Below are 25,470 nucleotides of genomic sequence, written 5' to 3'. Positions count from 1 at the left end.
ACCTCCGCCCTCGCGCCCGAGACGCGCCGAGGCGTCCGCGCGCCGCCGGGACACCGCTCGCAGGCCGGCGTCTCGACGATCACGGGGACGGCTCGCCGCCGCTCCCGCTCTCAGGAGGAGGGCGTCGCGCTCGGGAAGAAGTGCCGCTCGACGGGATCGCCGTCGGCGTGGGTGAGCGCCGCCGCGCGGATCTCGCGGTCGCGGCCGGTGAGCCGCTGGGTCTCCTGCCGCCGGAACTCGCCCCACGAGGGCACCATGAACGTCTCCAGCTGCACGTCGGCCTCCTCCCCGCTCCGGTAGAGCGCCCAGCGCGAGGCGCCGGTCCGGCGGCGGGAGCTCTCCAGCAGCCGCATGGCCGATCGGAAGTCCGCGAGGGAGTCGGGGCGGACCGTCCACGAGATCTGCACCATCACCGGCCCGTCCGTCGGCTCCGGCTCGAACACCTGCGTGGGCGTCGGCCACGACATCGAGATGCTGCGGTCGACGGTGCCCGTCCCCGGCAGCAGGGGCAGCACCCGCACGCTGGCCGCCACGAGGAGGAGCAGAGCGGCCGCCGCGGCGTACGCGGGCGCGGTGCCGAGCACCTGCGCGGCCAGGCCCCAGCCGATCGAGCCGACCGCCATGGTCCCCATGAAGACCAGGATGTAGATCGAGGCTCCGCGGGACCGCACCCACTGCGGCAGCGTGAGCTGCAGCGCCGCGTTCAGCACGGTGAGGGTGCCGATCCAGGCCAGCCCCGCGAGGACCAGCAGCAGCAGCGCCGGTACGAGGGGCAGGAAGGCCGCCGCGAGCGTCCCCGCCGCGAACAGCACGGCGCTCGCCCCGATCACGACGTCGTCCGAGAGCTTCCGGCGGGCGAGCGGCAGGGCGAAGACGCCGAGCACGGCACCCGCACCGAGGGCCCCGAGGAGGAAGCCGTAGCCGCTGGAGTCGAGCTGGAGGCGCTTCGCGGTGAGCGGCAGCAGCGCCCAGAGCGCACTGGCGGGCAGGGCGAAGAGCGCGGAGCGGAGGAGGATCCGGCGGACGAGGTGCGCGGAGGCGACGTACCGGATCCCTCCCTTCAGCGCGGCGCCGAACTGCTCGCGGTCGTCGAGGCCGGTCTGCGCGGGCCGCTTCCACCAGAGCAGAGCGAGCACGGCGCCGATGAAGCTCAGGGCGTTGATGCCGAAGACCACCGGAGCGCCGAACGCCGAGAGGACGACTCCCGCCAGGGCCGGGCCGACCGCGCGGGCGCCGTTCACCGTCACCCCGCCGAGGGCCGACGACGCCGCGATCAGGTTCCGGGGCACGAGCTCCGGCTGGATCGCCTGCCAGGCGGGCGAGGTCAGGGTGGAGGTGATGCCGAGGAGGAAGGTGAAGGCCAGGATCGTCCACGGCGTCAGCGCGCCGACCGCCGCCACGACCGTCAGAGCCGCCGCCAGCAGCGCGCTGGCCGACGACCCCCAGATGAGCAGCCGCCGCCGGTCGAGCGAGTCGGCCAGCACGCCCGCGGGGAGGGCGACGAGGATCGAGGGCGCCAGGCTCGCCGTCTGCACGAGCGCGACGACCGCCGCGCCTGCGGCCGCCTCGACCAGGTACCACTGGGCTCCGACGGTCTGCATCCAGGTGCCGATGTTGCTGCCCAGCTGGGCGAACCACAGCACGCGGAAGGCGGTGATCGCCATGGGCGCCCAGGCCGACGGCTGCGCCGGCGCGGACGTCTGCGCCGGGGCGGCAGGAGCCGGAGCGACGTCCTCAGTCACGGGGCACGGCCTGCCGCACCGAGAAGAGGTTGCCGAACGGGTCCAGCAGCTGGCACAGCCGCTCCCCCGTGAACACCGTCTTCGGACCGCGGTGGGCGACGGCGCCGTTCGCCGTCCAGTCGGCGACGACGGCGTCGACGTCGGGGACCGTCCAGTACGGGCTCGTGCCGTCGGGTCCGGGCCGGTTCAGCTCGTCCCGCTCGTGCAGCGTCAGGCGGGTGCCGTCCAGGTCGTAGGCCACGAGCGCCCCGCCGCGGACGACGGGCTCGCGCCCGAGCCGCGCCGAGTACCAGGCGATCGCGGCGTCGAGGTCGTCGACGAAGTAGAAGACGTTTCCGACTCCGGCGAACTCCGTCGTCGTCATGCTCGGGCCGGCGGGAGGGCGTCGCGGAGGAAGGCGAGCGAGGGGCCGATGGCCGCCTCCGTGTACCCCTCGGCGTGACGGGTGCCCGGGATCAGCTGCAGCGTGCTGGCGACTCCGACCGCGGAGAGCGCCGCCTGCATGGCCTGCGCGTCGCTCACGGGGACGAACTCGCCGAGCGAGTTGGCCAGGAACACCGGCCCGCCGTCCGGGGAGGCGTGGCGCGTCGTGGAGGCGGCGGTGAGTAGCCCGCGGTCGCCCCCGACCTCGTTGAGGATCGTCCAGCGCAGGAAGGCGTCGTTCCGGCCGGTCTGGTTGATGTCGGCGCTCTTCATGGCGTCGAGGTCCTGCGTCGTCGGCGTGGCCGGGAGGTCGTCGGTCGCCTCGACGATGCCGAGGAGGTCGAACATCCCCGACCAGCTGACGGCGGGCCGACCGGTGGCGATCGCGGCCTCCACGACCAGGTTCCCGCCCGCCGATCCGCCGAAGAACGCCAGCCTGCTCCGGTCGAACGCCCACTCGCACGCGACCGCCCACCGCTCCGCGGCGAGCACGTCGTCCCTGCTGGCCGGGAAGACCGAGTCCGGAGCCTCGCGGTAGTCCGCCGCGAACACGAGGTAGCCGGCGTCGACCAGCATCGTCGCGAGCGCCCGCTCCTTGCTCTTGTCCCCCCGGAACCACCCGCCGCCGTGGATCAGCACGACGGCCGGCCGAGCGGCGTCCCCGGCCGGGGACACCGACCTGCTGTACACGTCCAGCACCTGCGGCGACGACCCCCCTTCGACGTACGGAACCCCGATGCTCACTGACGGCTCGTCCGACACGGTGACCCCCTCCGGTCCAGATTCTCGACTGCAGTCAGACCGTAGGAGCCGGGGGCGGCGCGAGCCAGGCCCTGGCGGGGTCACCCAGGAGGGCGCCCGCAGGCCCGCCTCCCGCGGCTGGGCGGATCGCGACTAGCCTCGGAGGGTGTTCCTGACCGAGCCGTACGGCTTCCGCGACCGCTCCGCCCTCGACGAGCGCCGGGCCCTGCTCGAGGACGAGCCCTCGGTGCAGCCCCTCCGGGCGTTCCGCGAGGAGCTCCTCGCCCGGCGCACCCGCAGGCATCCGGGTGCCGTGGTGCCCGACTTCGACCCGGCCGAGGCCGGCGTCGAGGCGCGCGCGCTCATCGTGCTGGAGGCCCCGGGACCGATGTCGACCGGCCCCGACGGCTCCGGCTTCGTCTCGGTCGACAACGACGACGCGACCGCCGCTTCGACCTGGACCCTCCGCGACGAGGTCGGACTGCACGCCCGCACCCTGGTCTGGAACATCGTGCCGTGGCAGCTCAACGGCGTCCCCGATGCGGACGAGGTGCGGCAGGGCGCGATGGAGCTGCGCCGGCTCCTGCCGCTGCTCCCCGACCTGCGGGTCGTCGTCAACGCCGGGACCGCGCCGACCAGCGGCTGGAAGAAGAACATCGAGCCGTACCTGGTCGACGGCCCGACGGTCATCGACTCGTGGAGCCCCGGCCAGCGGGCGATGAGTCAGCCTCGCAAGCGCGACGAGCTGAAGCGCGCCTTCGAGCGCGCGACGCACCTGGTCGGCTGAGCCCCCGGGGCTCCGAGGCGTCACGAACGGTCGTCATCGGAGCCGGGAGGCAGCCCTTCGCGACGCCTCGACCGCCGGCGGACGGTCCGCTCAGGCCGAGCGGGCGTCCCGCAGCGCGTCGGCCGACTGCTGCGCGGCGCGGCGGACGTCGCGGTCCGGGTCGCGGAGCATGCCCGTCAGGACGGCCTCGACGCTCGCCGCGAACTCGCCCTTCGCGTCGCGACCGGAGGAGATCCCCGCCAGAGCGGCCGCCACGAGAGCGCGCGCTCCGGCCGCGCGGACCCGGGGGTGCTCATCGGTGGTCAGGCGGGACAGCTTCTTCTGCCCGCCCAGCACGCGCTCGGCGCAGACGCGGGCGCACATCTCGCGGACGCGCCAGGAGGGGTTCGCGAGTCCGGCGGTCACCGCGTCGGCGGCGTCGTCGTCCCAGACGTAGAGGAGCGCGCGGGCGCCCCAGAGCTCGGGCCAGTAGAGGGAGGGCGCTCCCTTGAGGATCCCGTCGGCGTGCTCGCCGCCCACGGTGAGGAGGAAGGACTCGCCCTCGTACCCGCCGGTGAGCAGGGCCGCGGATCGCAGAGCGACGTTGCGCTCCCCCTCGCGGGCGACCTGCGCGCGCAGGCGCTCCTCGAGCGGATCGGTGAGGGTGACGGTCGGTTCGTTGTCGCGTGCCATGAGGCTCCCGAGAGTACTCGCCCGCCCCGCGCCTTCGAAGACCCGCAGCGTTCGGCGCCGCGGCGGTCGGCCCTCTCCGTCCTGCGGCGATGGTCCGATCAGCACTCGTGCCACCTGCTGGTCGAGTGGCGCCGCAGGGACCACGGCTGAGGGACGCCTGGTAGATTCGATCCGATCGACCCCCTCCCAAGCCTCTCCGCGATGCTCACATGGGAGGGGCCTTTTTCTTCGGCACCGAGGTACTGCGATGGCACGGAAACCGAGCCTGTCGTGGAAGCAGCAGGTCCAGCTCCTCCGTGACCGCGGGCTCGGCATCGCCGACGGGGAGGCCTGCACGAGCTACCTGGCCGCGCAGAACTACTACCGCTTCTCCGGGTACGCCCGCTACTTCCAGCGGGCTCCGCACGACGGGGACGACTCGTTCGCGGACGGAGTCTCGTTCGAGGACGTCCGAGCGGTCTGCGACGCAGATGAAGCGCTGCGGCAGAGCCTGCGTGCTCGACTGGCCCGTGCCGAGATCGTTCTCCGCAGCCGTACGGCTCATGTCATCGCTCGTGAGCACGGCCCGTACGAGTGCTATCTCGAGAAGAGCTTCTACTCCGAGTCTCCGAACGCGGAGTCGACAGTCGATTCGTGCCTCCGCGACATCGAGCGCAGCAGGGAACCGCATGTCCTCCGCTTCACGGAGCTCCCCGGCGGCAGGGGCGCCGGAGCCCCCTCGATCATCGAGGACCGCAGTGAGAGCGACGCGACCGGGACGGTCCCGCCCGCCCCGCGCCACGGCGGATCCGGCAGCGGAACGGACGATGCCCGCCCGCTCAGGAGGCGCCCACCGGGAGGTCGGCCCCGCCTGACTATGCTGGTGCCACCCCCGGCAGCCGAGCCCTCTGAGCCTCGTCCGCGCCGGGGTGGCGCGGCTCACCCGCCCGGGGAGCGGAGGAGGTCCTCTCATGGCCGATCGGCCGAACCTCCGCCATGTCGCGGCGGTCGCGGGCGTCTCGCACATGACCGTGTCGCGCGTGCTCAGCGGGCACCCCAACATCAAGGAGTCGACCCGCCAGAAGGTCCTCGAAGCGGTCGACGAGCTCAACTACCGGCCGAACATCGCCGCCCGCTCCCTCGTCACGCAGCGCACCGACCGCATCGGCGTGATGATCGAGAGCGGCGCCGAGTACGGGCCGTCGAGCACCCTCCGCGCGATCGAGCGCGCCGCCCGCGAGAAGGGGTACTCGATCACCTCCGTCGCGCTGCGGCCGGACCTCGAGATGACCCCCACCGACGCGATCGCCCACCTGATGGGCCTCGGGATCGACGCGCTCTGCGTGATCGCGCCGCGCTCCTCCTCCGTGGCGACCCTCCGCACCGTCGAGATCGGCGTGCCGACGCTCGTGGTGAAGAGCGACAAGGATCCGAGCTTCCTCACCGTCTCGGTCGACCAGCAGGCCGGCATGTTCCAGGCCGTCGACCACCTGGGCAACCTCGGCCACCGCGACGTGCTGCACCTCTCCGGCCCCCTCGACTGGCTCGACGCGCGCGCCCGCGAGCGCGCCTTCCACAGCCGCGCGAAGTCGTGGGGGATGCACGAGCGCCCCATCGTCATCGGCGACTGGACCCCGGACTCCGGGTACGACTTCGCCGCGAGCCTGCAGTCGGTGCCCGACTTCACCGCGATGGTCGTCGCGAACGACGAGATGGCGCTCGGAGTGATCCACGGCCTCGTCGAGCGCGGGATCCGCGTGCCCGAGGACATGAGCATCGTCGGCTTCGACGACCTGCCCACCGCCCGCCACTTCCTCCCGCCGCTGACGACGGTCCGCCAGGACTTCGACAAGCTCGGGACGACGGTCGCCGAGGTGATCCACGCGAGGATCCGCGGCCAGGAGATCCCGCAGCGCACCCGGATCCCCACGGAGCTGGTGATCCGCTCCTCCACGGCCGCTCCCCGATCGTGACCCTCCTGTTCCCGTCCCGCCGCATGCGCTCGCGTATCATCGGCGGCAGCCCCTGGCACGCCGGACCCTGACGGCGCGCCGCACACGAACCGAGGACGGCACGTGGCGATCTCATCGAGGACGACCCGGAGCTCCGCGGCACCCGTCGTCGAGATGACCGGCATCCGCGTCTCCTTCGCCTCCGGACCCGCTCTGAAGGACGGGAACCTGCGGCTGGTGCCGGGCGAGATCCACGGGCTGATGGGCGAGAACGGCGCGGGCAAGTCCACGCTGATCAAGACGCTCACCGGCATCCACCAGCCCGACGCGGGCGAGATCCTCGTCGACGGCGTCGCCCGGCGCTTCAGCGGCCCGGCGGAGGCGAAGGCAGCGGGCATCACGGCCGTGTTCCAGGACGAGCGCCTCACCGACAACCTCAGCATCGGCGAGAACGTGATGCTCGGCCACGAGGTCCGCGGCCGCTTCGGCATCTCCTGGTCGCGCACCCACCACCGCGCGGCCGAGATGCTCGCCGAGCTGGGCCTGGAGGACCTCGATCCGCACCTGCCGCTGCGCTCGCTCTCGCCGGCGATCCGCCAGCTGGTCGCGATCAGCCGCGCGATGGTCGACCGTCCGCGCGTGCTCGTGCTCGACGAGCCCACCTCCAGCCTCGACCTCAGCGACGTGGCCCGCCTCTTCACGGTGCTGCGGAGGCTGCGCGACCAGGGCGTCGCGATCCTGTTCGTCTCGCACTTCCTCGAGCAGGTCCTCACCCTCAGCGACCGGCTGACGGTGCTCCGCGACGGCGGCACCGTCGGCGAGTACCCGGCGCACACCATGGACCGCGCGGAGCTGATCGCGAAGATGATCGGCAAGGACATCGACGCGCTGCGGCAGATCGGCTCCGACCGCCGCGAGCACCGCCGCCAGCCGGTCGGCCCGGCGATCTACCGCGCGCACGGGATCGGCCGCCGCGGCGCCGTGGGCCCGACCGATCTGGAGCTGCACCGCGGCGAGATCGTGGGCTTCGCGGGCCTGCGCGGCTCGGGGCGCACCGAGCTGGCGTCGCTGGTGAGCGGGGTCGAGAAGCCGGACACCGGCGAGGTGCTGATCGACGGCCAGCCCGCGCACATCTCCGACCCGGTGTCGGGCCTGCGCCACCGCATCGCCCACTCGAGCGAGAACCGCCGCGAGGACGGGATCATCGGCGACCTCTCCCTCCGCGAGAACCTCGTGCTGGGCCTGCAGGCTCTGCGCGGCTGGGCGCACCCGCTCTCGGCCGCCGAGACCGACACCCTGGTGCGCACCTACGTCGAGGCGCTGAACATCTCGCCGGCCGACCCGGACATCCCGGTGAAGTACCTCTCCGGAGGCAACCAGCAGAAGGTGGTCCTCGCGCGGTGGCTCGCGACCCGTCCGCGGCTGCTCGTGCTCGACGAGCCGGCGCGCGGGATCGACGTGGCATCGAAGGTCGAGATCCAGGCGCACATCGCGCAGCTCGCGAAGGAGGGGGTGACCGTCGTCTACATCTCGTCCGAGCTGGAGGAGGTGGTGCGCCTCAGCGACCGCATCGTCGTCTTCAAGGACCGCGAGAAGATCGGCGAGGTCAGCAACGGCCCCTGGCTCACCGTCGACACGATCGTCGAGATGATCGCCGCCGACCGCGACGACGACCTCGACGACGACGACTGACCTCCCCCGCCGGCCGAGCGGCCGCACCGTCCACCGGGTCTCGATGAGCCGTCCGGGCTGCTCGACCGCCAGGACCTCGGCGCGCCGGCGGGTCCCGCTCGGGCGCCGGGCCTGCGAGGATCCGGGGGTGGACGATCAGCGACCGGACGAGCTCGCGGAGCTGCAGCGGCGCGCCTACGGCCGAGGCTCCGACATCGAGCGGGACCCCGGCGCGCTCGCCCGGCTCTCCGCGCTCGAGGCCCGCGTCCGTCCCGCCCTCGGCACCGCACTGCCGGGCGCGGTGGTTCCCGCGGACTCCGGGGACGCGGCGCCGGAGGACGCGGCACCTCTCGCGGACGCCTCCGCCGACGAGGCGTCCGACCCCCTCGGCCACGTCCCGCCCCGCCGCTCCCGTCGGTGCGGCCTCCTCCTCCTCGCCGCGCTGGCCGCGACGGCCGCCGTCGCCGCGGGGGCCACCCGCCTCGCCACCGCCGAGGACGGACAGCCCGGCCGCGAGGTCGCCGTGCTGCCGCTGTCGAACGGCACCGACCTCCCCGGCTGGGAGGGACTGGGGTTCGACGGATCGGTCACCACCGAGGACTTCGGCGGGCTCACCGTCGTGCGGCAGAGCCTGCCCGCCGACACGGGGCTCACCGTCGTCCGGCAGCGCCGCTCCTCGAGCGCCGGCTCGTGCCTCTCCATCGTGCGGACCGCCGAGCCACAGGACGGCCTGTTCTTCCAGGGCTGCACGGCCGGAGCGTTCCCCGCGGTCGCGCAGTTCACCGTGACGTCGGCGGCGCCGGAGGCCCTGCGCGAGCGGTTCCCGATCGGCACGTCCCTGCGGTTCGCCCTCGAGGGCGACGAGATCCGCGTCCGATCCGACGCACCCTGACCACTCAGATCCCCGTCCGTCCGTGCGGATCGCCCACCTTCTTCGACTCGCTCGACCCGCGCTCGCGCAGGAACACGGCGAGCGCCGCCATGCTGCCCACCGCGAGGAACTCCGACTGCCAGTTCTGGAGCGTCCGGTTCCAGAAGTCGGCGGAGGAGACGTAGCCGAGCCAGTCGACGGGCGCCTCCAGGCTCGTCAGCTGCTCCTCGTTGTAGGCCACGACGCCCGTCACCGACTGCGCCGCCCAGGACAGCAGGAACACCGCCCCCATCACCAGCAGCAGCGAGTGCGAGAACAGCGCCTGCCGCAGGCCGCCGGCGGACGCCGAGGGCGGCGAGTCGTCCTCCGCGGACGCCCCCGCCTTCTGCTGCTCGTCGGTCTCGAGGCCCTCCTCGCCCACCCGCTTCGACTCGGGCGAGCCGCGCTGCACGAGCCAGACGGTCGCGCCGATGTAGAGGAAGAACTGGAGGTACTCCGACTGCCAGTTCTCGGCGACGTCGATCGCGAAGTCGGAGGAGGTGACGAAGCGCCAGTAGCCGACCTCCCGCAGCCCCACCGCGACCTGGGTGTCGTTGTACGCGGCGAGCCCGGCGAACGACTGCCCGAGGAGAGCGAGCAGGAAGATCGCGAGGAAGAACAGCGAGAGTCCGTTCTGGCGCAGGAAGCGGCGCATCCGGCTCACCTCCCGAGGATCCCGACGGCGAAGAACCCGATCAGGCCGAGCACGATCACGGCGTAGTACAGGGCGGAGGCAGTGCGCACGTCAGCTCCCGTCCAGGACGCAGTCGAAGGGCGCGTCCGCCACCGGCGCGCAGCCGGCCGCGCGCACCAGCCAGCCGTCGTCGCCCGGAGTGAGGAACACCACGGTGCCGCCGGAGCGCACGATCGCCGCCCGGCCGTAGACCTCGGCGTCCCCTGCTCCGTCTTCCGCGATCCCGAGCTCCAGCACGCCGCCGGGGCAGTCGCCCTCCCGGTCCTCCACGGCCTCGCGGGCGGAGCCGGTGAGCAGCGCGCACGCCGCGCGGCCGTCGCCGTCGGCGAGCGCGGAGAGGAAGGCGTCGGCCGCGCGGCGGGCCGCCGTGCCGTCCGCGGAGCATCCGCAGAGCGCGAGCACGAGAGCCGCCGTCGCGGCCGTCGCGGGGACGGAGCGCGATCGAGGGAGCATCATGGCCAGGGAAGCTACTCCCGGGCCCGACCACCGGGCAGAGGGTTGCCATCGGGCCCTGCGGGCCCCGCGACCGGATCGTTACCGAAGCGCACCGCCGTGCTGTTGCGTCACAAGAATTGTTCACGGTAACATTTCGTCGTGGCGCTGCTTCGGCCGGCGCCCACTGCACATCCTGCACTCACCGCACCTCGGGCCGCTAGGCCCGCATTCGAGGCCCTTCGGGGTCCACCATCTCGGGCACTCTCTTCGTGCCCGCGATCTCAAGGAGGAGATCTATGTCCAAGACGAGGCGTATCGGCCAGTTCCTGGGTTTCGCAGCAGTCGGCGCACTCGCGTTCGGACTCGCGGGCTGCTCGGGCGGTTCCGGCACCGATTCGGGCTCCGGCTCGAGCGGTGACCTCACCACCGTCGGCTTCGTGGCCGTCGGCCCCGAGGGCGCGTGGCGCCAGGCGAACGAGACCAACATCGAGGACACGTTCACCAAGGACGCCGGCTTCGACCTGAAGTACGCACCCGCCACCAACGGAGACCAGAAGTCGCAGATCGACTCCTTCACCTCCTTCGTGGACGAGGGCGTCGACATCATCCTGCTCTCCGCCACGGAGGGCTCCGGCTGGGAGGACTCGCTCGAGCGCGCCCAGGAGGCCGAGATCCCGGTCATCCTGATCGACCGCGGCATCGAGCCGGACAACACCGACCTCTACGTGACCCGCATCGCGCCGGACAACATCGCGGTCAGCACCTCGGTCGCCGACTGGGCCAAGACCACCTTCCCGAGCGGCGCGAAGTACTTCACGCTCGAGGGCCCCGCGGGCGTCTCGGTCGTCAACGAGCGCAACGAAGGCTGGGACGAGGTCATCGGCGCCGACTCGAAGTTCACCAAGATCGGCGCGCAGACCGCGAACTGGTCCACCGAAGAGGCCAAGAGCGTCTTCGAGACCGTCCTGAAGTCGAACAACAACGACGTCCAGCTGGTCTTCGCACAGAACGACGAGATGGGCCTCGGCGCTGTCCAGGCCGTCCAGGAGGCCGGCCTCACCCCCGGCACCGACGTCAAGATCGCCACGATCGACGGCACCAAGAACGCCCTGCAGGCGCTGGCCGACGGCGAGCTGAGCTTCGTCGCCGAGTACAACCCGCTGTTCGGCGAGACCGCCCTCGACGCGGTCGAGAAGACCCTGGCCGGCGAGAAGGTCGAGTCCTCGATCGTCGTCCCGAGCGAGACCTTCGACTCGCCCGAGGCCGCCACCACCGCGCTGCCCGACCGCAAGTTCTAGTCGCTCAGCACCACCGGTCGCCCGGCGTCCTCCTCGACGCGGCACCACTCCCCCGGAGCGACCGGGGCCGGCCCACCCGCCGGCCCCGGTCGCTCCGACCCTTCGGCGCACCTGTTCGGCTGCGCCCCGCTCGAGAACGGAACGACGCGACATGACAGGTTCGCCTCCGATCGTCGAGATGAAGAACATCTCGATCAGCTTCCCCGGCGTGAAAGCCCTCGACGGCGTCGACTTCCGCCTGTTCCCGGGCGAGGTCCACACCCTCATGGGTGAGAACGGCGCCGGCAAGTCCACGCTCATCAAGGCCCTCACCGGCGTCTACCGCATCGACAGCGGAGACATCGTGATCGACGGGGAGACCCGTCGCCTGACCGGCACCGCCGACTCGCAGGCCGCGGGCATCTCCACCGTGTACCAGGAGGTCAACCTGGTCACGAACCTCTCCATCGGAGAGAACGTGATGCTCGGCTACGAGGTCCGCGGACCCTTCGGCATCAACTGGAAGGCCACGCACCAGGCCGCGAAGGTCGCGCTCGAGAAGCTCGGCCTCGGCCACCTCAACACGCGCCAGTCGCTCGCCTCGCTCTCGATCGCGATGCAGCAGCTGGTCGCGATCAGCCGCTCGACGGTGAGCGACTCCAAGGTGCTCATCCTCGACGAGCCGACCTCGAGCCTGGACGCGAACGAGGTCGAGAACCTCTTCGTCGTCATCCGCCGCCTCCGTGCGGAGGGCGTCGCGATCCTCTTCGTCTCGCACTTCCTCGACCAGGTCTACGCGATCAGCGACCGCCTGACGGTGTTGCGCAACGGCACCTTCGTCGGCGAGTACCTGACCCACGAGCTCGACCGCACCTCGCTGATCTCGAAGATGATCGGCAAGGACATCGCGGCGCTGCGCTCCCTCGACTCCGAGCGCGAGAGCCAGGACCACCTCTACCGCGACGCCCCGCTCTACACCGCGAAGGGCATCGGCAAGAAGGGCTCCATCGAGAGCACCGACCTGACGCTGCACCGCGGCGAGGTCGTCGGCTTCGCCGGGCTCCTCGGCTCCGGCCGCACCGAGCTCGCGCGCCTGATCTACGGCGTCGACAAGCCCGACACCGGCGAGATCACGATGCACGGCAAGAAGATCGACGTCCCGACGCCGACCGCCGGCCTCGCCCACAAGATCGCGTTCTCGAGCGAGAACCGCCGCGACGAGGGCATCATCCGCGACCTCTCGGTCCGCGAGAACCTCATCCTCGGCGTGCAGGCCAAGCGCGGCTGGGCCCGCCCCCTCTCCAAGAAGGAGAAGGACGAGATCGTCGGCAAGTACCTCGTCGAGCTCAACGTGCGCCCGGCCGACCCCGACCGCCCGATCAGCAAGCTCTCCGGCGGCAACCAGCAGAAGGTCCTCCTCGGCCGCTGGCTCGCCACCGCCCCCGAGATCCTCATCCTCGACGAGCCGACCCGCGGCATCGACGTCGGAGCGAAGGCCGAGATCCAGGAGAAGGTCGTCGCCCTCGCCGGCGAGGGCGTCGCCGTGGTCTTCATCTCGTCCGAGCTCGACGAGGTCGTCCGCCTCAGCGACCGCATCATCGTCCTGAAGGACCACCGCGTGATCGCGGAGATCCTCAACGGTCCCGCTGTCACTGCGGAGTCGATCGTCACTACCATCGCCGCAGAGGGAGTCGTCGACGAGGACGTCGTCGTCCTCGAGAGCGCCACGCAGGAGGCCGCATCATGAGCAGCGACACCCGACCCGCCCGGGGATCCGTCCTCGGCGGGATCATCCGCCGCCAGTACTTCTGGGGAGTCGTGGCGATCGCCCTGCTCCTCCTCGTCAACGTCGTCAAGGACCCGGGCTACCTGGCCGTCTCGGTCAGCCCCACCACCGGCTACCTCGTCGGCAACGTCATCGACATCGCCCGCGCCGCCGCTCCGATCCTGATGATCGCCGTCGGCATGTGCCTGGTCGTCGCGACCGGGGGCATCGACCTCTCGGTCGGCTCGATCATGGTCGTCGCCGGTGCCGTCTCGATGGAGTTCCTCAACTCCGCGGGAGCGCCCGACTCGCTCGGCGCGGCAGCGGGAGCCTTCGCGGTCGCCCTCCTGGTGGCCGCCGTGCTCGGAGCCGTGAACGGCGTCCTCGTCTCGGTGGTGGGCCTCCAGCCCTTCATCAGCACGCTGGTCGTGATGCTCGCGGGCCGCGGCCTGGCGAAGGTCATCACCGGCGGCCAGAACACCGCCGCCACCAACGAGCCCTTCCGCTGGCTCGCGAACGGGTACGTCTTCGGGCTCCCGGTCGTGTTCCTCCTCGCCATCGCCATCGTCGTGGTCGTCGGAGTCCTGGTGCGCCGCAGCGCCCTCGGCCTGATGATCGAGGCCATCGGCATGGACCCGAAGGCGGCCCGCCTCGCGGGCATCAACCGCCGGGGCCTGCTGATGACCGCCTACATCGGCAGCGGCATCCTCGCCGGAGTCGCGGGCGTGTTCGCCACGGCGAGCGTGATGACGGTCGACGTCTCGCGCACCGGCTACCAGCTCGAGCTCGACGCGATCCTCGCGGTCGTCATCGGCGGCACCTCGCTCGCCGGCGGCAAGTTCAACATCACCGGTGCCGCCGTGGGCGCGATCCTGATCGCCACCCTCGACAAGACCGTCGTGTTCCTCGGAGTCTCGTCCTCCGCGACGCCCGCCTTCAAGGCGATCGTCATCGTCGCGCTCTGCCTCCTGCAGTCCGAGCGCGTCCGCTCCGCCTTCAAGTCCCGTCGCGAGGCGCGCCGCAGCGTCCCGCAGAAAGAGGCGATCCCCGCATGAGTGCCGTGATGACCCGCTCCGCCCCTCCGGCGAGCACCAAGCGCACCTCCGGGGCGCGCGGCTGGCTGAGCCAGCACCTGGACAAGCTGCCCACCCTGGCCGCGCTGATCATCTTCTTCGGGATGATCATCTACGGCGAGGCCGCCTACGGCCGGATCCTGCAGGCGAGCACGATCTCGAACCTGCTGGTCAACAACGCGCACCTGATCATCCTCGCCGTGGGCCTCACCTTCGTGATCCTCACCGGCGGCATCGACCTCTCGGTCGGCGCGGTGATCGCGTTCAGCAGCGTGAGCGGCGTGCTCCTGATCAACGCCGGCTGGAACCCCTGGCTCGTGATGGTCCTGATGGTCGTGATCGGCGCCCTGTTCGGCGTGATCTCCGGCGTCCTGATCCAGTACTTCAACGTGCAGCCGTTCATCGCGACGCTCGCGATGATGTTCCTGGCCCGCGGTCTCGCCTCCATGCTGAGCACCGTCCCGGAGCGCCTCCCCGAGGACTCGGCCGTGCTGAGCCTGGCCACGCCGATCAAGCTGATCGACGGCCCGAAGGTCAACGACTTCGTCATCAGCCCCGGCGTGATCATCGCGATCCTCGTCGTGGCCGGCGCGTTCTTCGTGCTGCACCGCACCCGCCTCGGCCGCACGGTCTACGCGATGGGCGGCTCCGAGCAGTCGGCGGCCCTGATGGGCCTCCCGGTCGTGCGGACCAAGCTGTTCATCTACATCATCAGCGGCACGCTCGCCGGTCTCGCCGGTGTGGTCTACACCGCCCGCCTCGGCAGCGCGCAGAACATCACCGGCACCGGCTGGGAGCTCGACGCCATCGCGGCGACCGTCATCGGCGGCACGCTGCTCACCGGCGGCGTCGGCTTCGTGCTCGGCTCGGTGGTCGGCGCCCTGGTGCTCGGACTGATGAACGTCCTGATCACCCGCGACGGCGGCATCCCGCCGGAGGCGACCACGATCATCACCGGAGGCATCCTCCTGGTCTTCGTCCTCCTCCAGCGCGCCGTCATGGCCCGCAGCAAGACCTGACCGGGCTCCCGCCCGATCTCCCCCGGCGCCCCCTCGTCCCTCCGCGGACGAGGGGGCGCCGTCGTGTCCGAGGCGCTCCGCCGGCCTCAGGAGGCGGAGCGGCTGAGCGTCAGCGCGGCCTGCTCGCGGGTGCGGTAGCCGCACTCCTCGGCGAGGCGGGCGAAGTCGGCAGGGCCCCGCCGCCGCAGGCCGATGCGGCGCCGGAGGGTGCCCGCCCGGCGCGTCTCGATCTCCTCCGCCGGCGTGCGGCCGAGGAACGCGAAAGCCTGCGCGAGCATGCGGGGGCAGACGAGCAGCTCCCGGGCGAGCACCGCGGCGGAGAACGCCGGGTCGCGGTGGCGCGCCTCGATCACCGGGATCGCCTCCGCGTAGACCTGGTCGGCGCTCCGGGTCCGGACCCGCGGAGCGCTGTGCTCGACGATCCCCTCCATCAGCAGTTCGCTCGCCCGCCTCACGCCGGCGGCCCCGAGCACGGCCGGATCACCCTCGATCAGACTGTTGGCGAGGGCACGGGCAGGCGTCCAGACCGACTCGCGCACCGGCACGACCTCGTTGATCCGCTCGCGGACCCACCGGTGCTCGAGCACGGCGGCGTCGAAGCTCCAGGTGTACGAGAGGGTGGACCGCCGGTAGTCGATGCGTGCCGCGGTCCTCGCCTCGAGGACGAGGACGCTGTTCGGCACCGCCTCGAGCGAGCCCTCCTCGAGGATCATGTCTCCCCCGCCCTCCACGATCAGGGACACGTGCACCTCCTCGGACTCGGCAGCCCGGTCGAACGCCGGCGGACGGTCGACCCTGATCCCCCCCGGCGCCCAGACCCGCGTCACCCGGAGGCCCGGCCCGTACGCAGCATCCCAGCGGAGTCCCCGGGCGCCCGCCTGCGGCTCGTCCCACGCGCCGATGAACTCCTGCATCCGCTCCTCTGCGGCCCCCATCTCCCGCCTCCTCCGCGTCGAACGAACAGAATCCCTCATCTGTCGATCACCGCCGGACGTTCGCACGGATCTCCCAGGCCTCCGCGCCTCGCACTCGGAATCCGGCCGCACGCCGTCGCCGGACCGGGAGGACGGCCACGGGGACCGTCCCGGTCAGCGGCGCGGGGAGAGCCGCCACAGCGCGCGGCGAGCGCTCCCCTCGGAGGCGAAGCCCGCCTCCTCGGCCGCGCGCGCGAAGTCGGCCGTCGCCAGGGACCGCCCGCCGATCAGGAGCAGGAGGGTGCCCGCCCGGCGCCGCTCGAGCTCGTCGTCGGCCGTCCGCCTGAGGAAGGAGAACGCGCGAGCCAGCGTCAGCTCCGACACCAGAAGCTCGCGGGCGAGCCGGGCGGCGGTGAGGGCGGGATCGCGGTGGCGCTCCTCGATGAGGGCCATGGCCTCCCCGTAGACCTCCTCGGCGCGGGGACGTCTGCGCGGCGCGGAGCTCTCGACCAGCTCCTTCAGGAAGGCCTCGCCCGCCCGGGCGACGGCGGGCTGCTCCGCCAGAGCGGGGTCGCCGTCGAGGAGACCGTCGATCAGCGCCCGCGCCGGAGCCAGGAAGGAGTCGGCGACCGGCAGGACCTCGCCGAAGCGCTCCGTGACCCAGCGATGCTCCGGCGCCCGCTCGCCGAGCATCCAGGCGTAGATCACGGTCGAGCGGGGGAAGCACGCCCCGGTCCGCGGCTCCGCGTCGATGACCACCAGATCACCACTGCCGCACTCGAGCATCCGTCCGTCCTGTCGGATGCGTCCTCCGCCCTCGACGACCAGCAGCAGATGCGCGCCCGGCGGGCAGCGCGACTGCGGCTTCTGCTCGAGAACGCAGCCGCCGGGGATCCACAGTCTGGCGATCTCGAAGCCGGGCGAGCCCGTCCCCTCGACCCGCAGTTCAGAACGGGCCTCCACGCCGTTCCAGTGCTCGGCCATCCGCCGGTACATCTCGCCCGATCTCGACCCCATCGGGCGCCCCCTCCTCGCGGGCACGCTGACGCCTCACCACGGGAGTGATTCGCAGCCCGCGCGTGGTCCGTTTGTCACGGGACCGGTCACAGCGGACGGCGACGCTCCCACTCATCGCACCGGCGGCGCCCCGGCCGGAACGGGCGACCGAGGGGATCCCGGGTCAGGAGGGCTATCGCGACTCGGGACGGCGCCGGAGCTCACCACTCCCTCCTCACGGCAGCGCCACTTCCTCCTCACCTGCCCCCGAGCGCTTGGGCCGACCGCCCGCCCGCGGGAAGACTCCCCAGCGGTACGGCGCCCGTCGTACCTGCCGAAGCGGCCGAGCGGACGACGACCGTCCTCCGAGCAGGCCGCCGGCGAGAAGACAGACCGAGGAGCTTCACTGTGACTTCCGACAACTCTCCCGCTGAGCAGGGTCCGCTGAGGCGACGCACCGTCGTCGCCGGCGCCACCTGGTCCCTGCCCGTGATCGCCGCAGCGACGGCCACCCCGGCCGCCGCCGCCTCTGCCACGCAGACCCTCGTGTTCAGCTCCATCCCGACCATGATCGCGTGCATGCCCAACACGGCGCCGATCACGCTGACCCTCACCGGCGGCAACGTCGCGAACGTCCCTGTGCGGGTGAACACCCCGCCCGGCTTCCGCTTCGGAGGGAGCGGGACCGACACCTTCGTGACCGACGCGAACGGAGTCGCCACCATCCCCGCCGGCAGCGTCATCGCCGGCCCCTCGACAGGCTCGGCCCTCGCCTTCGGCGGCTCGGCGAAGACGAACGCCCCGTTCCCGGTCCGCCAGACCGGCGACCTGCAGTACAGCACGGGCCTCGCCACTGTTCCCGAGAACTCCGGTTTCATCCACACCTCCTCGCAGGGTGTGAACGGCAACGTCTCCGTCAAGGCGAACGGCGACATCTGGCAGTACCGGCGGTCGGACGGCTGGCAGAAGCTCGGCACGGGCGCCTCCACGGAGCCCAGCACGTCCGGGCTCACGCAGCAGCCGGACGGAACCTACAACGCGCACTGGATCAAGGACGGAGTCCTCCAGTACGGCAAGGCGCTCGCGACCGTTCCGAGCAACTCCGGATTCGTCCGCACCTACGGTCAGGGCGCGGACGGGAACGTCTCCATCAAGTCGAACGGCGACGTCTGGCGGTACAACCGCCAGGCCGACGAGTGGACCCTTCTGGGCACCGGCGCCAGCACCGAGCCGAGCGCGGCCGGCATCTCCGCGAACCCGGCCGGGACCCTGAACGTCCACTGGATCAAGAACGGAGTCCTGCAGTACGGCACCGCAGCGGCCACGGTGCCGACCAACTCCGGATTCGTCCGCGTCTACGGCCTCGGCACCCGCGGCACGATCGCCGTGAAGTCGAACGGCGACATCTGGCGGTACACCCCGCAGGGCAACGTCTGGGACCTCGTCGGCACCGGAGCCAGCACCGAGCCGAGCGCCGCCGGACTGACCCAGCGGCCGGGCGGGACGTTCGAGATCCACTGGATCAAGGACGGGGTCCTGCAGTACGGCACCCGGCTCGCGACCGTTCCGGAGAACTCCGGGTTCGTCCGCACCTACGGTCAGGGAGCGGATGGGAACGTCTCCGTGAAGGCGAACGGCGACATCTGGTACTACAGCACGGCGCAGAACACGTGGACCAAGATCGGCTCCGGTGCCAGCACCGGCCCCGATGCGGCCGGGATCACCGCCCAGGGAGACGGCGCGCTGAACCCCCACTGGATCAAGGCGAGAACCGACTGCCGCTGATCCGCGCCCGGCGGCCCTCTCCGCCCGCGTCCTGCCGGACCGCGGGCGAGGAGGGCCGCCTCCGCCCTCCCGCCGAGGACGGGCGCCTCGTCCGAGGAGGAACGCGCCACCCCGTCTCGGCGCCCCTCCCCCGGCCTAACGTGGTCACCGCCCGCGCACCCCGTCCCCGCTGCGAAGGAGCCCGGTGACCGCTTCCGAGCAGCCGGCCGCCCCGCGCGGTCTCGTCGAGACGCTGCAGCTGAGCGGTCCCCGCGTGGAGGCGTGGCTGAGGAGCCTCGGCTGGGCGAGCGACGGAGCTCCGCCCCTGCACCTCGCCGGGGACGTGCTCGCCGTCGACGGCTTCCGGCTGAGCCGCCTCTGGCACACACCCGGCACGCTCCGGACCGACCCGCCCCTCCCCGCCCCCGACCGGGCCGAGGTCGACCTCATCGTCCCGGTCGCCGGCGAGATCGTCGTCGACGGCCCTCTCGAGGCCGCTCGTCTGCGGCCCGGCGGGCTCGCCCTCCTCCGACGCGACGACTCCGCTCGGTTCCGGGCGGAGGAGGACTCCGCCTGGCTGGCGCTGAGGACGTCCTGGGGCAGGCTCGGCCTCACGAGCGCACAGTCCGACGGGCCGTCCTGCGCCCTGCTCGCCGCCGACAGCTACAGCGGCGCCTTCGTCTCCCTCGTCAACGCGACCCTCAACGCGGACCTCGCGGCGGGCGATCCCGGCTTCAGCGAGCTGCGCCGGGCGCTCGAGGCGACCGCGTCGGCCCTGATCAAGCAGAGCCTGCCGCCCGCCCGTCCGGAGGACGGACTCGAGGGCGTCCTCCTCCGCGCGATCGCCGTCATCGATGCGGAGGCGGGTGACGCGGACTTCACCGCCGGCGTTCTCGCGATGCGGCTCCGCGTCTCGCGGGCGACGCTGGACCGCGCCTTCCACCGCCGGGGCACGACCGTGGCCGCGACCCTCCGCGAGCGGCGCGTGCACCTCGCCGCGTCGCTGCTCGCCGCGAGCCCGTCGCTCTCGCCCTCGGCTCGCGCGGCCGTGGCCGAGCGGGCCGGCTTCCGGACGCTGAGGGCGATGGACCGCGCGCTGAGCCGTTCGCGCGACGTCGACCGCGGCTGATCCGACCGGACATCGGCGTCCGCGTCGCTCCAGGATGCACTCAGGATTCGTCGAACCGGTTCGCCTCTCCTCTGGAGTGTCGGGAAATGATCCGGTTAGGCTCTTCACGTTGTCGTCAACATAGTGTTACCGTGAACATTGCCGCGTACGAAGCCGGCACACTCCCTCCCCTCAGCAATGGTGCCGACCCTGGAGCAAAGCGCGATGAAGCCTTTCCTGCGACCACTCGTCCTCGTGACGGCCGTGGCCCTCACCGTCCCCCTTCTGACGGCCCAGTCGGCGAGCGCAGCTCCCTCCGACAGCCTCGTCCTGCGCTACGCGCTCGACGAGACGAGCGGCACGACCGTCGCCGACAGCTCGGGCAAGGGCCGCACCGGCACGCTCGTCAACGGAGCCGCTCCTCGCGGAGCCGCGGGCGTCGCCCTCGACGGGACCGACGACTACGTCAAGCTGCCCGACGACCTGCTCGCGGGCCTGAACTCGATCACGGTCAGCACCGAGGTCTTGGTGAACGCGAACCAGGGCACGCCCTACTTCATCTGGGGCCTCGGCAACACGACGAACGGCGCCGGGAACGGCTACCTCTACACGACGGGCAACGGCTACAAGGCCTCGATCGCCACCGGCAACTGGACCACCGAGCAGACCGTCAACTCCAACGCGAACCTCGCGCGCAGCGTCTGGAAGACCCTCACCTACACGCTCGACGACGCGAGCGACACCGCACGCCTCTACCTCGACGGCACCCAGGTCGCGCAGCAGACAGGAGTGACCATCACTCCCGCCGCGATCGGCAACGGCACCACCACCGCGAACGCGATCGGCCGCTCCGTCTACACGGCGGACAAGACCCTCGCCGGCTCGGTCCGCGACTTCCGCGTCTACAGCACGGCGCTCAGCGCGGCCGACGTCGCGACCCTCCAGGCCCCGGACAGCACGCGCGTCTCCCGCGACTCCGCCGCCCTGGACCTCGGGAGCCTCTCCTCGGTCTCCGCGAACCTCACCCTCCCGACGACCGGCCCCAACGGCTCCGCCATCGCCTGGGCCTCGAGCAACTCCGCGGTCGTCTCGACCAGCGGAGTCGTCACGCCGCCCGCGACCGGGGTCGCCTCGGTCGAGCTGACCGCCACGACCACCCGCGGCTCGGCCACGGCCACCCGCATCTTCACCGCCACCGTGCCCGCCAAGGACGTGAACGCCGACGCCCAGAAGGCGCTCGACGCCCTCTCGATCGTCAACTCCGGCGACGTCCGCGGCAACGTGACGCTGCCCGCGAAGGCCGGCTCCTACGACGTCGCCTGGTCCTCCTCGAACACGGCCGTGCTCAGCACGACCGGCGTCGTGAAGCGCCGGTCCGCCGCCACGCCCGTCACACTCACCGCGACGATCGCCGGCACGACCGCGACCCGGCAGCTGCCCGTCACGGTGACCGCGGCTCCCGCGGACCTCGACACCGAGTACGACGCGGGCTACCTCTGGACCCACTTCGCCTCGACCGACTACGAGAAGATCTACTTCGGCTCCAGCACCGACGGTCTGCACTGGTCGAAGCTCAACAACGACAAGGCCGTGCTCGCCAACCTCGGCGGCACCCTCGGCGTCCGCGATCCGCACCTCGTGCGCTCCCCCACCGGCGACGAGTACTGGATCATCGGCACCGACCTGCACGCCGAGGGCACCGCTCCCGGCGGCACCTGGGACCAGACCAACGCGAGCAAGAACCTCGTCGTCTGGCGCTCGACGGACCTCGTGAACTGGAGCGATCAGAGCATCGTCTTCGCCGGCTTCCCCGACGCGGGCAACGTCTGGGCTCCCGAGGCGATCTGGGACGACGCGACCGGCCAGTACTACGTCTACTGGTCCGCCCGCGACAAGACGCTGACCGGCGGGGCCTCCGCCCAGCGCGTCTACGTCTCGACCACGCGCGACTTCGTCGGCTTCACCACCCCGAAGGTCTGGCTGGACGAGAACCCCGCCGCCGGCGGCGGGAGCCGCGGCAGCATCATCGACACGACCATCGCGAAGGAGGGGGACACCTACTACCGCTTCTCCACCGCCGACTGGCGCACGGTCGTCGACAAGGCCCCGAGCCTCGCCGGCCCGTGGACCCGCGTGATCGGCTTCGGCGAGGAGAAGTCCCGCGGCCTCTCCGACCACCTCGAGGGCCTCACCGTCTACCAGCTGCCCGACGGCCGATGGGTCGTCATGGGCGACTCGTTCGGCTACTCCGCCTACGTCACCGACACCCTCTCGGACATGCGGTTCACGGCGCTTCCTGTCGGCACCACCGGCGCGAACACGTACTCGTTCTCGAAGCCCTTCCGCCACGGCTCGGTGCTCCGCCTCTCGAGCGCCGAGGAGGCGCGCCTGACGGCCGCCTACGGCACCAGCAGCACCGGCCCCGCCGCGAAGCCGGTCAACGCGGCCGGCGAGATCCTCCGCTACACCTTCGACGGCGGCTCGGGCACCACGGTGCGCGACAGCTCGGGCAACAACCAGAACGGCACGCTGCCCTCGGGTGGCACCTGGAAGGACGGCGCCCTGCAGCTCGACGGCACCGACGACTACGTCAAGCTGCCGAACGACCTGCTCGCCGGAGTGACGGACCTCACCATCCAGTCCGACGTCTGGATCGACCCCGCGCAGGGCGGCGCCTACTTCCTCTACGGCCTGGGCAACACCACGAACGGCGCCGGCGACGGCTACCTCTTCACCTCGGGCAACAACTACCGCACCAGCATCGCGACCGGGAACTACACCACCGAGCAGACCGTCGCCGGCGGCTCGGCCCTCCCCCGCGGCACCTGGGCGCACCTGACGTACACGCTCTCCGGCACCACCGGCACGATCTACCTCGACGGAGTGAAGGTCGCCAGCGGCACCGTCACGACCGACCCGAAGGACATCGGCGGCGGCTCCACCTCGGCGAACTACATCGGGCGCTCGAACTACGACGCCGACAACCGCTTCCGCGGCCAGATCCGCGAGTTCTCGGTCTACAACCGGGCCCTCAGCGCCTCCGAGGTGCTCGCCGCCTCCGGCAACACGTCGGCCCTGGTCGACCTGTCGCTCAGCGGCGACGTCCTGAAGACGGCCCCGATCGTCGACTCGGCGAGCAGGACGGTCACCTTCCCGGTGAAGCCGGGGACCGACCTGACGAAGCTCACCCCGACCTTCTCCACCGCGGCCGGCGTCACGGCGAGCCCCGCCTCCGGCACCGTCCGCGACCTCTCCACCCCGCAGACGGTCGTGCTCACGCCCGCCGCCGGCGGCACCGCGACCACCTGGACCCTGAAGGCCGTCATCATGAAGTCCCCGGTCCTCGCAGGCCTGAACGCCGACCCGAACATCGCGGTCTTCGGCGACACCTACTACCTGTACGCGACCTCGGACGGCTTCGCCGGCTGGGGCGGCAAGACCTTCTACGCCTGGTCCTCGAAGAACCTCATCGACTGGACCCGCTCGGAGCAGCCCTTCCTGACGCTCGACGGCGCGAACGGCAACGTGCCGTGGGCGACCGGCAACGCCTGGGCGCCGACGATCATCGAGAAGAACGGGAAGTACTACTTCTACTTCTCCGGCGAGAACTCCTCGCTGAACCGCAAGACGATCGGAGTCGCCGTCTCGGACAGCCCGATGGGCCCGTTCACGGCGCAGCCGACCGCGATGATCACCAACGGCGAGTCCGTGCGGTCCGGCCAGGCGATCGACCCCGCCGCGTTCACCGACCCGAAGACCGGCAAGAGCTACCTCTTCTGGGGCAACGGCGACCCGCTCTACGGGGAGCTGTCCGACGACATGCTCTCGATCAAGACCGGCACGATCAAGAAGATCAGCGGCCTGACCGACTTCCGCGAGGGTGCGTTCCTGAACTACCGTGACGGTCTGTACCACCTCACCTACTCGATCGACGACACCGGCTCGGAGAACTACAAGGTCGGCTACGCCACCTCGACGAGCGTCGACGGACCGTGGACCTACCGCGGCGTGGTCCTCGAGAAGGACACCTCGCAGGGCATCCTCGCCACGGGCCACAACTCGATCGTCAACGTGCCCGGCACGGACGACTGGTACATCGCCTACCACCGCTTCGCCATCCCCGGCGGAGACGGCCAGCACCGCGAGACGACGATCGACCGGGTGACCTTCGACAAGACGACCGGGCTCATGCAGAAGGTCGTCCCGACCCTCACCAGCGTCGCCGCGCAGACGATCGTCGACACCGCGCCGCTCGCAGCCTCGATCACGGGGAAGGCGACGGTGGGCAGCACGCTGACCGCCTCCGCCTCCTCCCCGTGGACGGCGACCGGCTTCCAGTGGAAGCGCGGTGGGACCGCGATCAGCGGGGCGACGGCGTCGAGCTACACGCTCACCGCCGCCGACCGCGGAGCGACGATCTCGGTGGCCGTGACCGCCGCGAAGCCGCAGTGGACGCCGGCGACGGCCTCCGCCTCCGTCGGTCCCGTGACCGACTCGGCACCCGCGATCGCCGTGACCACGACCTCCACGACGCGCTGCGCCGCCGGGAAGATCGTCGTCACCGCGACCGCCACGAACCCGAACGCCTTCGCCGCGAAGATCGTGATCGGCACGACGTGGGGCTCCAAGAGCTTCGCCGACGTCGCTCCCGGCGCCACCGTCTCGGCCGCCTTCACCACCCGGGCGACGAGCGTGACCGACGGATCCGCGACCGCCACGGCGACCGCGTTCATCAGCGGGAAGCCGGCCACGGCCTCCGCGACCGCCCCCTACTCCGCGGCCAGCTGCAGCTGATCCGCGGGCACGACCCACACCCATTGAGATCGAGCCGGCGACGACGCCGGCCGGAGAACGGAGAACACCCGACATGAACACCCGATCCCTTCTGATCCGCGGAGCCGCTGGACTGGCCGGAGGCGTCCTCCTGCTCGGAGTCGCCGGAACGGCGTTCGCCGCCGAGGTCAACTACGGCAACGACGACGTCGACGTCAACGTCGAGATCGCCGACCTCCCCGGGACCGGCGCCCTCTCGATGACCGTCGCCGCGGACTCGACGACGCTGACCGAGACCGGCTCGGACAACGTCCGCCGCCAGTTCACCGGCACCCTGCCCACCGTCACGGTCACCGACACCCGTGACGCCGCGGACGTCTCCCCCGACTCCGCGTGGTACGTCATCGGCACGGCGAGCGACTTCACGTCGGCCGACGGCTCGACCATCGGCGCCGAGAACCTCGGCTGGACCCCGGACCTGGTCGACGGTGGAGACCTCGGCGAGGTCGCCGCGGGCGATGAGGTCGGCACCGCCATCGACGGCGGCGCCAACGGCGTCGGCCTGAAGGGCAAGGAGCTGCTCGCGATCGTCGCCAGCAACTCCCAGCAGGTCAACCCCGAGGGCTCCTGGAGCGCCGACGCCGACCTCTTCCTCCGCACCCCCGTGAACGTGGACGCCGGCGCGTACTCGTCCACCATCACCCTGTCGCTCTTCGAGTGACCCGTCGCGGCCGGGGGACGCACTCCCTCGGCCGCGATCCCACCACGGCCGACG

At 71.6% G+C, this 25,470-nt stretch carries 20 protein-coding genes and 1 pseudogene; 13 read left to right on the top strand and 8 right to left on the bottom strand.

Going from position 1 to position 25,470, the window contains the following annotated elements:
* Nucleotides 1-110: 110 nt before the first annotated feature.
* Genes C5D04_RS06600 through C5D04_RS06590 form a run of 3 tightly spaced genes read right to left on the bottom strand, consistent with a single transcriptional unit; the run spans nt 111 to nt 2,840 of the window.
* Nucleotides 111-1,742 (bottom strand): MFS transporter, encoded by a 1,632-nt coding sequence (locus C5D04_RS06600; RefSeq protein WP_258068852.1) that lies wholly within the window; start codon nt 1,740-1,742, stop codon nt 111-113.
* Entirely contained in the window at nt 1,735-2,106 is a 372-nt protein-coding gene (locus C5D04_RS06595; RefSeq protein ID WP_104250023.1) for a VOC family protein, read from the bottom strand. Before C5D04_RS06595 ends, C5D04_RS06600 begins: the two co-directional genes overlap by 8 nt.
* Nucleotides 2,103-2,840, bottom strand: coding sequence for an alpha/beta hydrolase (locus C5D04_RS06590; protein WP_181137679.1), 738 nt, complete (start codon nt 2,838-2,840; stop codon nt 2,103-2,105). Before C5D04_RS06590 ends, C5D04_RS06595 begins: the two co-directional genes overlap by 4 nt.
* A gap of 232 nt (nt 2,841-3,072) precedes the next feature.
* Between C5D04_RS06590 and C5D04_RS06585 the strand changes: the two genes are divergently transcribed.
* Entirely contained in the window at nt 3,073-3,693 is a 621-nt protein-coding gene (locus tag C5D04_RS06585) for a hypothetical protein (RefSeq protein ID WP_104347438.1), read from the top strand.
* A gap of 90 nt (nt 3,694-3,783) precedes the next feature.
* On the opposite strand, the gene C5D04_RS06580 is transcribed toward C5D04_RS06585, so the two are convergent.
* A complete protein-coding gene (locus tag C5D04_RS06580; RefSeq protein WP_244230570.1) occupies nt 3,784-4,365 on the bottom strand; it encodes a HEAT repeat domain-containing protein in 582 nt (193 codons plus the stop codon).
* Here C5D04_RS06580 and C5D04_RS18860 point away from each other — a divergent pair.
* From C5D04_RS18860 to C5D04_RS06560, 4 genes and pseudogenes are all read left to right on the top strand, one after another.
* Nucleotides 4,364-5,011 (top strand): annotated as a pseudogene (locus C5D04_RS18860) (Abi family protein); the annotation flags it as partial. The gene C5D04_RS06580 and the pseudogene C5D04_RS18860 overlap by 2 nt on opposite strands.
* Nucleotides 5,012-5,315: 304 nt before the next feature.
* On the top strand, nt 5,316-6,317 hold the full coding sequence (locus tag C5D04_RS06570) for a LacI family DNA-binding transcriptional regulator (protein WP_104222399.1): 1,002 nt from the start codon (nt 5,316-5,318) through the stop codon (nt 6,315-6,317).
* Nucleotides 6,318-6,470: 153 nt separating this feature from the next.
* Nucleotides 6,471-7,988 carry a sugar ABC transporter ATP-binding protein gene (locus C5D04_RS06565; protein ID WP_104227030.1) on the top strand — a complete coding sequence of 506 codons (1,518 nt, stop codon included), beginning with the start codon at nt 6,471-6,473 and terminating at the stop codon, nt 7,986-7,988.
* Nucleotides 7,989-8,115: 127 nt separating this feature from the next.
* The gene (locus C5D04_RS06560) at nt 8,116-8,859 is read left to right on the top strand and encodes a hypothetical protein (protein ID WP_104257731.1); all 744 of its coding nucleotides are present in this window, start codon (nt 8,116-8,118) and stop codon (nt 8,857-8,859) included.
* Nucleotides 8,860-8,863: 4 nt separating this feature from the next.
* Here C5D04_RS06560 and C5D04_RS06555 read toward each other — a convergent pair whose 3' ends face one another.
* Both C5D04_RS06555 and C5D04_RS06550 read right to left on the bottom strand, forming a co-directional pair.
* On the bottom strand, nt 8,864-9,532 hold the full coding sequence (locus C5D04_RS06555) for a DUF6766 family protein (RefSeq protein WP_104347437.1): 669 nt from the start codon (nt 9,530-9,532) through the stop codon (nt 8,864-8,866).
* 90 nt (nt 9,533-9,622) lie between these two features.
* The gene (locus tag C5D04_RS06550; protein ID WP_104257729.1) at nt 9,623-10,027 is read right to left on the bottom strand and encodes a hypothetical protein; all 405 of its coding nucleotides are present in this window, start codon (nt 10,025-10,027) and stop codon (nt 9,623-9,625) included.
* A 275-nt stretch (nt 10,028-10,302) separates the two neighbouring features.
* On the opposite strand from C5D04_RS06550, the gene C5D04_RS06545 reads away from it, so the two are divergent.
* The 4 genes from C5D04_RS06545 to C5D04_RS06530 all read left to right on the top strand — a co-directional run bounded on the left by C5D04_RS06545 (nt 10,303) and on the right by C5D04_RS06530 (nt 15,140).
* On the top strand, nt 10,303-11,304 hold the full coding sequence (locus tag C5D04_RS06545; protein ID WP_104257728.1) for an ABC transporter substrate-binding protein: 1,002 nt from the start codon (nt 10,303-10,305) through the stop codon (nt 11,302-11,304).
* 151 nt (nt 11,305-11,455) lie between these two features.
* The gene (locus C5D04_RS06540; RefSeq protein WP_104222393.1) at nt 11,456-13,030 is read left to right on the top strand and encodes a sugar ABC transporter ATP-binding protein; all 1,575 of its coding nucleotides are present in this window, start codon (nt 11,456-11,458) and stop codon (nt 13,028-13,030) included.
* Entirely contained in the window at nt 13,027-14,103 is a 1,077-nt protein-coding gene (locus C5D04_RS06535; RefSeq protein ID WP_104238658.1) for an ABC transporter permease, read from the top strand. Before C5D04_RS06540 ends, C5D04_RS06535 begins: the two co-directional genes overlap by 4 nt.
* The gene (locus tag C5D04_RS06530; protein WP_104292576.1) at nt 14,100-15,140 is read left to right on the top strand and encodes a sugar ABC transporter permease; all 1,041 of its coding nucleotides are present in this window, start codon (nt 14,100-14,102) and stop codon (nt 15,138-15,140) included. The genes C5D04_RS06535 and C5D04_RS06530 overlap by 4 nt, the downstream gene beginning before the upstream one ends.
* A gap of 86 nt (nt 15,141-15,226) precedes the next feature.
* On the opposite strand, the gene C5D04_RS06525 is transcribed toward C5D04_RS06530, so the two are convergent.
* Together C5D04_RS06525 and C5D04_RS06520 are read right to left on the bottom strand one after the other, a co-directional pair.
* Nucleotides 15,227-16,075 carry a hypothetical protein gene (locus C5D04_RS06525; RefSeq protein ID WP_104257726.1) on the bottom strand — a complete coding sequence of 283 codons (849 nt, stop codon included), beginning with the start codon at nt 16,073-16,075 and terminating at the stop codon, nt 15,227-15,229.
* Between the two features lie 153 nt (nt 16,076-16,228).
* Nucleotides 16,229-17,071, bottom strand: coding sequence for a hypothetical protein (locus C5D04_RS06520; protein ID WP_146078488.1), 843 nt, complete (start codon nt 17,069-17,071; stop codon nt 16,229-16,231).
* A gap of 387 nt (nt 17,072-17,458) precedes the next feature.
* Here C5D04_RS06520 and C5D04_RS06515 point away from each other — a divergent pair, with 387 nt between their 5' ends.
* The 4 genes from C5D04_RS06515 (at nt 17,459) to C5D04_RS06500 (ending at nt 25,416) form a co-directional block, all read left to right on the top strand.
* A complete protein-coding gene (locus tag C5D04_RS06515; protein ID WP_104325911.1) occupies nt 17,459-18,835 on the top strand; it encodes a hypothetical protein in 1,377 nt (458 codons plus the stop codon).
* Nucleotides 18,836-19,019: 184 nt separating this feature from the next.
* Nucleotides 19,020-19,943, top strand: coding sequence for a helix-turn-helix domain-containing protein (locus C5D04_RS06510; protein ID WP_104292578.1), 924 nt, complete (start codon nt 19,020-19,022; stop codon nt 19,941-19,943).
* Between the two features lie 204 nt (nt 19,944-20,147).
* Nucleotides 20,148-24,716 carry a family 43 glycosylhydrolase gene (locus tag C5D04_RS06505; protein WP_181137678.1) on the top strand — a complete coding sequence of 1,523 codons (4,569 nt, stop codon included), beginning with the start codon at nt 20,148-20,150 and terminating at the stop codon, nt 24,714-24,716.
* 73 nt (nt 24,717-24,789) lie between these two features.
* Nucleotides 24,790-25,416: a hypothetical protein gene (locus C5D04_RS06500; RefSeq protein ID WP_104347435.1), complete on the top strand. Its 627-nt coding sequence runs from the start codon at nt 24,790-24,792 to the stop codon at nt 25,414-25,416.
* Nucleotides 25,417-25,470 lie beyond the last annotated feature (54 nt).

The organism is Rathayibacter sp. AY1D2 (assembly GCF_002932695.1).
Lineage (GTDB): Bacteria > Actinomycetota > Actinomycetes > Actinomycetales > Microbacteriaceae > Rathayibacter.
Note: the sequence above shows the minus strand (reverse complement) of the source record. Positions and strands in the feature narration are given on the sequence as shown.